Origin of the sequence: Hymenobacter baengnokdamensis, from assembly GCF_008728635.1 — a bacterium.
Taxonomy (GTDB): Bacteria; Bacteroidota; Bacteroidia; order Cytophagales; family Hymenobacteraceae; genus Hymenobacter; species Hymenobacter baengnokdamensis.
This window is the reverse complement of record NZ_CP044285.1, coordinates 1380937-1392726: the sequence shown is the minus strand read 5'-3', so window position 1 is coordinate 1392726 and position 11790 is coordinate 1380937. Positions and strand designations below refer to the sequence as shown.

10 protein-coding genes and 1 riboswitch are annotated in these 11790 nt (G+C 62.5%); of the genes, 5 read left to right on the top strand and 5 right to left on the bottom strand.

What is annotated here, in order from left to right:
* Positions 1-31: 31 nt before the first annotated feature.
* Positions 32-1030 carry a cation diffusion facilitator family transporter gene (locus tag F6X24_RS05890; RefSeq protein WP_151087128.1) on the top strand — a complete coding sequence of 333 codons (999 nt, stop codon included), beginning with the start codon at positions 32-34 and terminating at the stop codon, positions 1028-1030.
* Positions 1031-1055: 25 nt separating this feature from the next.
* Here F6X24_RS05890 and F6X24_RS05885 read toward each other — a convergent pair whose 3' ends face one another.
* On the bottom strand, positions 1056-1658 hold the full coding sequence (locus F6X24_RS05885) for a DNA-3-methyladenine glycosylase (protein ID WP_151087127.1): 603 nt from the start codon (positions 1656-1658) through the stop codon (positions 1056-1058).
* A gap of 128 nt (positions 1659-1786) precedes the next feature.
* Positions 1787-2009: riboswitch (cobalamin riboswitch) on the top strand.
* A gap of 164 nt (positions 2010-2173) precedes the next feature.
* Between F6X24_RS05885 and F6X24_RS05880 the strand changes: the two genes are divergently transcribed.
* Together F6X24_RS05880 and F6X24_RS05875 are read left to right on the top strand one after the other, a co-directional pair.
* Positions 2174-4186 carry a TonB-dependent receptor gene (locus F6X24_RS05880; protein WP_151087126.1) on the top strand — a complete coding sequence of 671 codons (2013 nt, stop codon included), beginning with the start codon at positions 2174-2176 and terminating at the stop codon, positions 4184-4186.
* Positions 4187-4235: 49 nt separating this feature from the next.
* Positions 4236-5279, top strand: a complete 1044-nt coding sequence (locus F6X24_RS05875; RefSeq protein ID WP_151087125.1) for a YncE family protein — start codon at positions 4236-4238, stop codon at positions 5277-5279.
* Between the two features lie 84 nt (positions 5280-5363).
* Here the strand turns inward: F6X24_RS05875 and F6X24_RS18905 are convergent, their stop codons facing one another.
* Entirely contained in the window at positions 5364-5531 is a 168-nt protein-coding gene (locus F6X24_RS18905) for a hypothetical protein (RefSeq protein ID WP_173246066.1), read from the bottom strand.
* A gap of 281 nt (positions 5532-5812) precedes the next feature.
* Here F6X24_RS18905 and F6X24_RS05870 point away from each other — a divergent pair, with 281 nt between their 5' ends.
* Entirely contained in the window at positions 5813-6172 is a 360-nt protein-coding gene (locus F6X24_RS05870) for a hypothetical protein (RefSeq protein ID WP_151087124.1), read from the top strand.
* A gap of 9 nt (positions 6173-6181) precedes the next feature.
* The gene (locus tag F6X24_RS05865; RefSeq protein ID WP_151087123.1) at positions 6182-6754 is read left to right on the top strand and encodes a helix-turn-helix domain-containing protein; all 573 of its coding nucleotides are present in this window, start codon (positions 6182-6184) and stop codon (positions 6752-6754) included.
* A gap of 82 nt (positions 6755-6836) precedes the next feature.
* On the opposite strand, the gene F6X24_RS05860 is transcribed toward F6X24_RS05865, so the two are convergent.
* The 3 genes from F6X24_RS05860 to F6X24_RS05850 all read right to left on the bottom strand — a co-directional run bounded on the left by F6X24_RS05860 (position 6837) and on the right by F6X24_RS05850 (position 11750).
* Positions 6837-7172, bottom strand: coding sequence for a four-helix bundle copper-binding protein (locus F6X24_RS05860; RefSeq protein WP_151087122.1), 336 nt, complete (start codon positions 7170-7172; stop codon positions 6837-6839).
* 803 nt (positions 7173-7975) lie between these two features.
* Entirely contained in the window at positions 7976-10498 is a 2523-nt protein-coding gene (locus F6X24_RS05855) for an IPT/TIG domain-containing protein (protein ID WP_191906476.1), read from the bottom strand.
* Between the two features lie 259 nt (positions 10499-10757).
* Entirely contained in the window at positions 10758-11750 is a 993-nt protein-coding gene (locus F6X24_RS05850) for an aspartate-semialdehyde dehydrogenase (RefSeq protein WP_151087120.1), read from the bottom strand.
* Positions 11751-11790: the final 40 nt, after the last annotated feature.

Genomic DNA, 11790 nt, shown 5'->3' with positions numbered 1-11790 from the left:
ACGGCGGCTGTTGCCCCCAACTCTGCTTTTTATGTCCGCATCTCCTGGCCTCAAGCGCCGCCTGGGCCTGCTCTCGCTCGCGGTGAGCGTGGTGCTGGTACTTACCAAGTTTTACGCCTACCGCCTCACCCACTCGCAGGTGGTGCTGACGGATGCGCTGGAGAGTATTATCAACGTATTTACCAGTGGCTTTGCGCTTTACAGCCTCTACCTGGCCGACTTGCCCAAGGATGAGAATCATCCTTACGGCCACGGCAAGGTAGAGTATTTATCGATTGGGTTTGAAGGAGCGCTGATTTTTATTGCCGGCGCATTTATTCTCTATAGCGCTGGCCTGGGCTTGCTGCATCCTCACCCCGTGGCGCGGCCCGACTGGGGCGTGGCGCTGCTGGCCAGCACTTCGCTTGTCAACTTCGGCCTGGGTTTGTGGCTGATACGGGCCGGCCGGCGCGTGCAGTCGGTAGCCCTGGTGGGCGATGGCCAGCACCTGTACGTCGACGCGCTCACGAGCATCGTTTCGTCGGCGGCGCTGGTGCTGGTGCATTTTACCGGCATTATTCGCTTCGATGCCGGCGCGGCGCTGGGGCTGGGCGGCTTCATTCTGTTCAACGGCTATAAAATGCTGCGCAGCGCCGTGGGCGGCCTGATGGACGAAAGCGACATTGCCACCGTGGCCGAAGTTATTGCCGAGCTGCAGCGCCTGCGCCGCCCCTGCTGGATAGATGTCCACAACCTGCGCGTGCAGCGCTACGGCGCCAACCTGCACATCGACTGCCACATGCAGATGCCTTATTACTACTCGCTGGAGCATATTCACCGCGAGCTGCACGAGATTGAGGAGCTGATTCGGGCCCGCTTTGCGGCAGTCGAAGTAGAGATGTTTGTGCATGCCGACCCGTGCTCCTTTGCCGCCTGCTCGCTGTGCCACATGCCCGACTGCCCGGTGCGCCACCACGCCTTCGAGCACGAAGTAAGCTGGGACGTACACAACGCGGTGAAAGACGAGCGGCACCACCTTTTAGGCGCGTAAGGGGCGCACTTTGAGTAGCAGAAGCTCACCTGGCCGGACTGGTCCACTTACTGTCTTTCAGGCGAAAGCGCCAGGGCAGCGCCACGGCTTCGGGGCCGGCATACTCCAGCCCCACGCGGGAGCTGGCTATAATAGCTTCTTTTTCATATAGTATACCCGCGTCTTCTATCCAAAGCAGAGGGCCGCTGAGGGGTTCGCCGTTCAGGGCGGGCGTGAGGCCCAGCGCCTGGCTGAGCAGCGCCGGGCCAGCGGTAAGATTGCGGGCCGGCCGGGCCAGCCCCCGGCGGCGCAGCATTACGTCGATTCCGGTGAGCGGCTCAATGGCCCGGATAAGCACCGCGTCGGGGTGCGCGGCGTCGTGGGTGGTGATATTAAATAGCGCATGAATGCGATATACATTGTATAAATACGCCTGGCCGCCAGGCTGATACAATGCCAGTGCCTGCTTGCGCTTGCGCTGCAGGTGCAGCGTAAGCGACGGGTCGCCCTCGTGCCGGTAGGCCTCCGTTTCGACGATGCGGCCGGTAGTCAGCTCGCCGTCGATGCGGGTGCAAAGGTGTTTGCCCAGCAGCTCACGGGCAATGCTGAGCACATCGGGGCGCTGATAAAAAGTGCGGGGAAGTACCAAGAGTGGGCCGGTAAAGCGCCGGCTGGGCTGCCGAAGAAAAGACGCTGCGAAGCCTGGGTATGTACGCAAAACGCCACCAGCCCGGCGGCAGCCCGGCCAGCCCCACGCACTTTCCGGGTGCAAAGCACTTATCTTTGCCCCGCCACGGTGACCAGACTCCTACCCACGGAGCGAGGTTGAAAAGGGAATCCGGTTCGATGCCGGAGCTGTCCCCGCAACTGTACGCGCTACATCGGGGTGGGCACCCCAAGCCACTGCCGGCGTTGGTTATCAAGTTGATAATCAGCGCAGCGGGAAGGCCGCCCACCCGGCAGCGCAAGCCAGGAGACCTGCCAGGGCACTCACAGGTTCAGCGCTCGCGGAGGACGAGCGGAGACAGAGAGCGACTGCTCGGCGCGGCCCCTGGGGAGCCGCGCGGCGCAACGGCTTTCGGCCTCAGCCCCGGCGTGGTTTTTGGCTTCGGCCCAAAGTTTCGACAGGGTTTTGGACTGAATTTTCAGCTGAAAATTTAGTTCGTGTTAATTTTTAACTTTCTTTCTGCCAGTAGCCCTGGTGGGCGGTGCCGGTGGCAGGCGTGCGCGCTGGTAGCGCTGGCGGCCAACGCCAGCACCGCTTACTGCCAGACCGCCCCGCGGGCCGACACCCTTACCACGCGGCGGCACCGGCTGCCCGAGGCGCAGGTACGCGGCGTGCGGCCCGAGCGCTTTGCCGTGGGCAGCCGGCGCCTGGAGGTTGATTCGGCGGTGCTGGCGCAGTACAGGGGCGGCACAGCGGCCGACGTGCTGGGCGCACGCGAAGGGCTGTATATCAAGAATTACGGGCCGGGGCAGCTGGCAGCCATCTCGCTGCGCGGCACATCGGCCCAGCACACGGCCGTGCTCTGGAATGGCTTGAATATTACGCTGCCCACGCTGGGGCAAAACGATTTGGCGCTGCTGCCCGTCAGCGGCACTACCCAGCTGGCGGTGCAGGCCGGCCCGGCGGCAGCGCTCTACGGCAGCGGCGCGGTGGGCGGGGCCATCCTGCTGCGCACTGACCCCGACTGGCGGCCCGGCCTGCGGGGCAGCGTGCAGGCCGATGCGGGCAGCTTTGGCCTGCATGGCGGTAGCCTGGAAGCCCGCACGGCCAGCGCAGGGGTGGCGGTGCGCGTAGCGGCCAGCTACCGCCACGCCGATAATAACTACCCCTACCTGCTGCGCGAGCCCGCCGGACTGGTGCGCTACACCATGCAAAACGCGGCCCTGCGGCACCAATGGAGCTTCAGCCCCGACCTGGCCTGGCGCGTGGGCGCAGCCGGCGAGCTGACCGCGACCGTGTGGCTGACCGATACCGACCGCGAGATTCAGCAGGGCACCGGAGTAGCGGGCTCTAATGCCCGTGAGCTCGACCAAAGCCACCGCCTGGTGCTGGGCTACCGGCGGGCTACCACGGGTGGTGGCCAGTGGAGCGTGCGCGGCGCATGGTTTGAGGATATTATCAATTACTCCGACCAGGGGGCGGTCAGCAACTCGCGGGTGCGCACCACCCAAAGCCAGGCGGAGTACACGGCCCCGCTGGGCCCGCGGGCCAGCCTGCGCCTGGGCCTGGAGGCGCAGCACTTTGCGGCCGTGGCCGATGGCTACGGCCCCGAGCCGATAACCGAAAACCGGGCCGCCGCTTTCGCGCTGCTGCGCTACGACCCGCGCCCGGCGCTGCGCTTATCGGCCAACCTGCGCCAGGCGGCGCTGCCGGCCGGGCTGGCTCCGCTCGCGCCTACCGTGGGCGCCGAGTGGGACCTCTACCAGGCAGCCGCCACCGACTCACTGGCCGCCACCCGGCCGGGCCTCACCCTGAAAGCCAGCGCCTCGCGCACCTACCGCGCCCCTACGCTCAACGAGCGCTACTGGCAGCCGGGCGGCAACCCCGATTTGCGCCCGGAATCGGGCATGGGCTACGAGCTGGGCCTGCGCCACCGGGCGCGGCTGGCCCCGGCACTGGCGCTCGAAACCGAGCTGACGGCTTTTCACCAGCTCGTTGATAATTGGGTGCAGTGGCTGCCGCTGGGGCCGGGCGGCACTTATTCGCCGCGCAACCTGCGCCAGGTGCGCAGCCAGGGCCTCGAAGCCAGCACGGCGCTGCGGCTGCGCCGGGGCCGCTACCGGGCAGCCGGCCGGCTGGCTTACAGCTTTACCCAAACCCAGAAAACCCAGGACGTAGCCGCCGACACCGACCCCACCGGCATTCAGCTGGCCTATGTGCCGCTGCACCGGGCCACGCTCACCACCGACCACCAGTGGCGCGGCTGGCTGGCCAGCGCGGCCTACACCTTCACCAGCTACGTGTACACCGATGCCTCGGGCGACGGCTTTCTGCCGGCAGTAGGGCTGCTTAGCGCTACGCTGGGCCGCAGCATGGCGCTGCCTGGCCGCACCAGCCTCACGCTGCTGCTGCAAGGCACCAACCTACTCAACCATAGCTACGAGAGCTACCCGGCGCGGCCCGCGCCGCCGCGGGCCTGCACGGTATCGCTACGGCTTAATTATCACTGATTATCAATTCCTTACTTTTTCTGGCCGATTACTTCCGGCACTTTTTTTTATGAAAAAATCTTTGCTCGTGCTTTTGCTTGGTGGCCTTGCGCTGGCGGGCTGCGACCCCAAAAGCAACCCCACCCCCGCCGTGCCGGCTACTACCGGCGTGTATATTCTTAGTGAAGGCCAGTTCCAGAAAGGCGACGGAGCAGTCAGTGCGTTCGACAAATCGACCAAAACCCTGGCCGTCGATGCTTTCGCCAGTGCCAACGGCGGGGCCAAGCTTGGCGACGTGGTGCAGGATATGGGTATCGTGGGCCAGCGCGGCTACATCTGCGTGAATGCCTCCAACAAAGTAGAGGTCGTGAGCCTGCCCGATTTTAAGTCCGTAGCCACGCTGCGCAATATTCGGCAGCCACGATATTTCGCCGCTACTTCGGCCACGCGGGGCTACGTTAGCTCGTGGCGCGGCCCCTACACCGGCTACCTGCCCGGCAAGGTGATGGTGCTCGACCTGACCAGCAACACGGTTATCGACAGCATTACGGTGGGCCGCTGCCCCGAGCGGCTGCTTGCCCTCAACGGCCTGCTCTATGTGCCTAACAGCTACGACAATACCGTATCGGTTATCGACGCAACAACCAACAAAGTAACCTCAACTGTGACCCTCACAGCCGGACCGAAAACGGTGGTAGCCGACCAGGCCGGCAACCTCTGGGCCCTGTGCTCGCAGCCCTACGGGGCCAGCAGTACGCCACCGGCCGCGCTGGTGCGCTTCGCACCGGGCAGCACCACGGCGCAGCTAACGCTGCCCTTTGCCAGCAGCGGCCCGGCCCAGCTGCGCATCAGCCCCGACAAAACCCAGCTCTACTACAGCTACAACGGAGCTGAGTACCAGCTAAGCACCACCGCCACAGCCTTGCCCGCCACGCCCTTCATCCGGCGTAATTTCAACGGCTTTGGCATCGACCCCCGCGATAACACTATTTTCGGCGCTATCTCAACGGGCTATACCACCAACGGCCGCTTTCTGCGCTACCCGGCCGCCGGCGGCGCACCCATCGACTCGTTTGAGGTGAAGGTGGGTCCCAACGGCTTCGTATTTAATTAACCCAGCTTAGCCGGCAGTCTAAGCAAAAGCGGGTCGCCCCACCGGGGCGACCCGCTTTTGCTTAGGCGGCAGTCAAGGGGCATGTTAATCTGCCACTCCGTCGCGGTTGCGGTCGGTCGAGCGGCCCGACTCCTTATAGAGCTGCTTACCAGTGGGGTAATGCGTGGTATCGCGGCTGAGGCCGGCCGCGAGCGAGTCGCCATTGGGCGTGCCCTGGTGCGGACTGGCATACTCTCCTTTAACGGACCCCATCTCGACATTGACAGACCCCGGTTTGGCCTTATCGCTACAAGCGCTAAGCAACGAGGAACAGGCCAGGGCCAAACCCAAAAGGCGATAAGTGCGGCTATTCATAAAGTCTTAAATACTAGGTTGGCTGCTCAGCAAGCAGCCGGCAGTGAGGAAAAGTGGCGCGCTAAGGTAACACCTGAGTTAAAATACACCGTCATTTGGGCCCCGGCCCCCCATAAAAACCGGACTCGCGGCAGGTGCCCACGCGATACTAGCGACCGCCGTAATAAATTTGTGGCCTCATGGCCCGCTCCGCTCCTGCTCCCCTACCGCTGTCTCAACGCCTGCGCCGCCGCCTGGGTGCCTATAACTGGCGGCGGGTAGGCATCCTGGCGGCTATCAGCTTTGTATTGAGCAGCAGCCTGATAGGGTACTTATTCGGAGTAAGCGACCGTTTTTTTGGGCGGCTTGGTGCAGCCTTTTTTCTGGGATTTTGCCTGTTAGCCATTACTTTTCTGGCCATAATTCCGTTTATAGGCTGGGCTACTACGCACTGGTTTGGCAAAGGCTGGTCGGGCGGCCCTACCCCACCCCCGGCGCGTCGGACCAGTCTGCCGGCTCGTCGGCCGTCGGCACCACGCACTTCTACCACTTTACCCTAATTCTATTCCGTGAAAACCACCCTGCTGCACATCAAAAACATGGTTTGCCCGCGTTGCGTTGAGGCGGTTCAGAGTCTGCTGGTTAAGGCCGGCTACGAGCCCACCGATGTCACGCTTGGCCGCGCCCAGCTAGCGCCCAGCACCCCCGTCGACCCCCGCGTGGTAGCCCCGCTGCTGCGCGAAGCGGGCTTCGACGTGCTGCTCGACCGGGCCGAGCAGCTGACCGAGCAAATCAAAGCTGTGTTGCAGGAGTACCTGGAGCACCTGCGCACCGCGCCGGCGCCCCTCACCACGTCAGCCTTTCTGGCCGACCGCTTTGCTACCACCTACTCGCATCTGAGCAAGGTATTCTCGCGCACGGCCAACCTGACTATCGAGAAGTACCTCATTCGCATGAAGATAGAGCGCGTGAAGGAGCTGCTCAGCTACGGCGAAATGACGCTGGTGCAGATTGCCGACCAGCTGCGCTACAGCTCGGGCCAGCACCTGAGCAACCAGTTCCGGCAGGTGACCGGCCGCTCGGTAAGCGAGTTCCGCCGCATGCTCCAGCCCGAGCGCCTGTCGATGGATGCGCTAGGGTAGGCTTGTGCATGCACTACCAAAAAGGCCTTGCTTGCACAAGCAGGGCCTTTTTGGTAGGTGACAGCTTTGATGGAGACAGGCGCTAGGCTGCGTAGGCGCGGCAAGCTTCCAGGCACTCCTGGCAGGCCTGGGCGCACTGCTGGCAGTGGCTGTGCTGGTGCTTGGCGCACTCATCGTGGCACTTCTGGCAAAGCTCGATGCACTCCTTGATAATGTGCGGGGCGTGGGGCGAATTGCGGGCGATAAAAGCGGCCGTGAGCCGGCAGATATCGGCGCAGTCGCGGTCGGTACGGATGCAAGGCACCATCACCTGAATGTTATCTTCGCCCAGGCAGGCATCGGCACAGTATTCGCAGGCAGCTACGCAGCGGGCCAGGGCATCGAGCAGGGAGCGGTAATCGGCAGGAGCGTTTTTCATAAAACAGTGGGGTAAGTAGCCGCTGGCCTTCGTGGTCAGCGCGTGTCTGTTGTACGACGCAGGCTAGCCCGATGGTAGTATAAGGTACGGGCCTGGCACGTGCAAAATCCGGGGCTAGCCGGGTGTACGCCCGAATTGAGGGCCCCTTCTGCCCTAAACCTTGCCGGGTGGGCAGGCTGCTACGGGCAGGGCTTTGCCGTTATAATGCGTAGTTGATTACGCGCACTCAGAGGAGAAAAGCTGCTTACTTAGCGGCAGAGGCGCCAGCCCTGGCCCAGCATACCCCACGGCCAACGCCGTGCCGCCCGCCGCGCCACAGTGCTCCTAGCCAGCTCCACCACCAATACCAGCTACGCGCACCACATGGCCGGCATGGCTATGAGCGGAGTGCCCGGCATGGCCATACCCGGCATGAGCCGCGCCTACTCGCGCAGTCGGTGCCGAACGCTGGGCGGCCCCAGGCTAAGCGTAGGTGGCCAGCTCACGGGCCAATTTGCATGAGCGCTATTACTGCGCCTTAGCGCAGATTCGGGGCCAGTGCACATATTTTACCAGACTGGCTTCCCCTCTTCTTTTCATTCCGCGCATCAAGCAGCGTAGGGGCTCGTGAGCGAACGCAAAAACAAAATCCGTACACTGGACCCGGATTCCGCCTTAGGCGGGACGGCGGGCTACGGCAGCAAGCAAACAGCTTCCCCTGGCCTCGGTGTACGCGCAGCCTGGCGCGCCGCGAATGAAGGCGTTGTAGATACTCCCTGCTCTACGCATGCGTGATGGCGGGCAGTATGCAAAAATATCCCAGCTTACTCTACCACTATTCGCTGAGCCTGCGTGCCGCTGCGCACCAGGTACACGCCGGCCGGCAAGCCGGCCGGCAGCGACACCTGGCCGGTGCCGCTGGCATCGGCCGATGCGCGCTGCACGAGCTGGCCCGTCACGTTATAGACCTCAACTGCGGCCTGCGCTGCGATGCCGGTAACGGTAAGCTGCGCGGCTGCGGGGTTTGGTGATACTTGCAGCCCGCCCGGCCAGAAGCCTGGCTCGACGGCCCGCACCGGTGAATAAGCCACGCGCCCCCCGATATCTACCTGCCGCAGCCGATAATAGACCACGGGGCTACCGGCAGGCAAGGCGGCATCGGTCAGGGCGTAGGTATGGGGCAAGGCACTGCTGCCGGCACCAGCTACCTGCCCAATCTGGCTGAATAGCTGGCCGTCGCGGCTGCGTTCCACCACAAAATAGTCATTGTTCAGCTCGGTAGCCGTTGTCCAGCTTAGCTGCACGGTGGCAGCACGTTGGATGGTAGCCGTAAAGCTGACCAGCTCCACAGGAAGCGGGGAGCTGCTGCCAGTCAGGTAAAACTCGGAAAAATGGTCGGCTACTGTTACGTTGGCCACAAACCAGGGGGCTCCGCTGGGGATGCTCGCCGGAGCGGACAGGGCCCGGAACTCACCCGTGGCGCTATTATTGCTCAGGTCACAATCTTCATTGGGGCCGCTGTATTGGGTGGCATGAAGGCTCGCCAGCGTTACGGTGGGGTCGGCAGCCTGCAAACGGGCAAACTCACTGTTCAGCCCGAAGAATCGCAGCGCTACCGTGCGGCCATCGAAGCGCCCGCCACTGGCCGTGAGGTGAAAGTTGCGGTCCAGATACTTGCGGCCCTTGGCATCCTGGCGTACGGGCGCGGCTGGGTCAGCAGCCAGCATATCGACGGCCAGGTTGCCGAGCGAAGCGCCGGTATAGCTGTAGGCCAGCACTACCTCCCCCGAAGCGGTAAGCAGATAATGCCACTGCCCATCGTTGGTACTGGCCGTGGCGGGTACTACCGATGCGCAGGTAGCCAGCAAGCTGGGGGTATACACATTCAGCACCGTAAAAGCCGGCGCACTCGCGCTTACGCCGCTACTTGTCCCAACGACTACGCTGCTGCTACCCGCGGCCAGACTACCCGGCACGGTTACCGTGAGCGAAGTGCTGGAGTTGAAGACCACGTTGGTGGCCGCCACCCCCCCAAACGACACGCTGCTAGTAGCCGCGAAGTTGGTGCCGGTGAGCGTTATGGTAGCGCCCGGCAGCTCGGCGCCGGGGCTGATGGCGGTAAGGGCCGGGGCCAGCGCCAGCTTAAAGATGCGCAGGGTATTGTCGTTACACGTCACGTAAGCATAGCTGCCGACGACAGTAAGGCCCGCCGGCGTGGCGCTCGTGCTGATGCTACCCACCGAAAACGGCGCGTTGGGATTGCTGAAATCCAGCACCTGAAGCGTGTTGACCGAACCTTGGTTGAGAACGTAGCCGAAGTGGTCGTCTACCATCGTCAGCACCCCGGCCGAGGCATCCAGCGTCAGGCTTCCTTTCAGCACGGGCGTCGGGCTACTGATATTGAGTACCTGGAGCAGGGGAGCCGATGGCGTATTGAAGTTCAGCACTGCGCCCAGCGTGCTGCCCACGGCAACCGCCCGGTTGCTGTTCGGATAAATATCTGTGCCAACCAATACTTCCCCACGCTTGGGGGCCGTGGTTGGCGTCAGGGTCATCACGTTTACCGGCGCGTAGCTGCTGCTGGCTGCGAGGGCGACACTCCCATTCACGGCAAAGGCAGTGGGGGTGTAGTGTCCGGTACTCGAATTTTGCCTGAGCACGGGGCTGGCCGGGGCGCTCAGGTCTACCACGGCTACCGTCCCGGCGCCACCGCCGAAGTTATCGCTCAGGGTGTAGGCCGTAGTACCCGTCATCCCCAACCCCGCCACATTATTACCCGGAATGTTAATGCTGCTTAGCTGCGGCAGCGCGGTAGTTGGTGTAGTGGCATCATACGTTGCCAAAGTCGATACCTGCACGCCATTGCGTCCGTACTGCTCGTTCAGGTTTAATACCGTAACCAGGTTGCCGGCCGCCGCCAGGTAGTGTGGGTAGGTGTTATCTGGTAAAGCCGTAACGGATGCCAGCGCCGGTGCGGCCGGAGTACTGATATCGAAAGCCAGGATGGCACCCCCATTAGTACCACCCTTACTGTTAAGCACATAAGCATAATTACCGACAACCGCCACACTGGTCGGGCTATTGCTGCTCACCGGGCTGGTAGTAGCAGTCGTACTACTCCCTACCAGTGTCAGCGGCCCGGCACTGGCGGTCAGGCGGGCCGGGTGCGCGGCTGCCGCAAGGGCAGGGAGGACGGTGGGCACGCTGGCCTCCACCCTTGCGATAGCCGCGCCGGGAAGTGCGCCAGCCCAGGCAAGCAGCCACAGGCTGGCACCCAGGACGAAGCGGGTTCTAAAAGTAGACAGGCTCCGGGCTGCCAGTTGGGCGTAATTGTAAAGAGGCACCATGCAGAAGATGAAGAAATAAAGAAGCATACTACGTCCCTTCTGCAATAATTGCGCAAACGGCGGTATTACTCATTGCAAAGATAATCAAAACAATGCGCGGAGGTTATTGCCCTGGTATTTATATAATAACATTACAATGCAAACTTTTATAATATTATTATATAAATACTGGCTTACCTGCTCAACCGATTTTCAGAAGCAAGCCGCCCGGCTGCGCAAGTGTGGCAGGGCGGCTTGGGCTACTAATTCAGGCAATGCGCTACACCAGCCCTTTGGCCACCAGGTACTCGGCAATCTGCACGGCGTTGGTGGCGGCCCCTTTGCGGAGGTTGTCAGCTACCACCCACATATTGAGAGTGTTGGGCTGGGTTTCGTCGCGGCGCAGGCGGCCCACCAGCACGGCGTCGCGGCCGTGGCTGTCTTTGGGCATGGGGTACACGTTTTGCGCGGGGTCGTCTACCACCTCCACGCCCGCAGTGCGACCCAGGATATCGCGCACTTCGGCGAGGTCGAAATCCTGCGCAAACTCTATATTCACCGACTCGGAGTGGCCGCCCATCACGGGCACGCGCACGCAGGTGGCGGTGACGCGGATACTATCGTCGCCCATGATTTTCTTCGTCTCATTCACCATTTTCAGCTCCTCTTTGGTGTAGCCGTTGGGCTGAAACACGTCGATATGGGGCAGCACGTTCAGGTCGATGGCGTGCGGGTAGGCGGGGCTGGTCACGGTCTCGCCCGCCCGCTCCTGCAGGAGCTGGTCAACGGCTTTTTTGCCGGTGCCGGTTACACTCTGATAGGTGCTGACGACGATGCGCTCGACCTTATATTTTTTGTGCAAGTCGTTGAGCGCCACTACCAATTGAATAGTTGAGCAGTTGGGATTGGCAATAATTTTATCTTCCTGGGTAAGCACCGCCGCGTTTACTTCGGGCACTACGAGCTTCTTGGTGGGGTCCATGCGCCAGGCCGAAGAGTTATCGACCACCACGGTACCTACCTCCGCAAACCGGGGCGCAAACTCCAGCGACACGCTGCCGCCGGCCGAGAAGATGGCAATGGCTGGCCGGGCCGCGATGGCCGCTTCCATGCTCACCACCGGGTAGTCTTTGCCTTGAAAATGAACCAGCTGGCCCACCGATTTGGCCGAAGCTACCGGCAGCAGCTCGGTTACGGGAAAGCGGCGCTCGGCCAGCACTTTCAGCATTTCGGTGCCCACCAGGCCGGTGGCACCCACGACAGCAATCTTCATGAGGGTAGCAGTTAATCAGCTCGTTAGTCGGGCAGCTGCG

Coding starts and splice junctions, on each gene's coding strand:
- F6X24_RS05890 (WP_151087128.1), top strand. CDS start 32: ATGTCCGCATCTCCTGGCCTCAAGCGCCGCCTGGGCCTGCTCTCGCTC.
- F6X24_RS05875 (WP_151087125.1), top strand. CDS start 4,236: ATGAAAAAATCTTTGCTCGTGCTTTTGCTTGGTGGCCTTGCGCTGGCG.
- F6X24_RS18905 (WP_173246066.1), bottom strand. CDS start 5,531: ATGGGGTCCGTTAAAGGAGAGTATGCCAGTCCGCACCAGGGCACGCCC.
- F6X24_RS05870 (WP_151087124.1), top strand. CDS start 5,813: ATGGCCCGCTCCGCTCCTGCTCCCCTACCGCTGTCTCAACGCCTGCGC.
- F6X24_RS05860 (WP_151087122.1), bottom strand. CDS start 7,172: ATGAAAAACGCTCCTGCCGATTACCGCTCCCTGCTCGATGCCCTGGCC.
- F6X24_RS05855 (WP_191906476.1), bottom strand. CDS start 10,498: ATGGTGCCTCTTTACAATTACGCCCAACTGGCAGCCCGGAGCCTGTCT.
- F6X24_RS05850 (WP_151087120.1), bottom strand. CDS start 11,750: ATGAAGATTGCTGTCGTGGGTGCCACCGGCCTGGTGGGCACCGAAATG.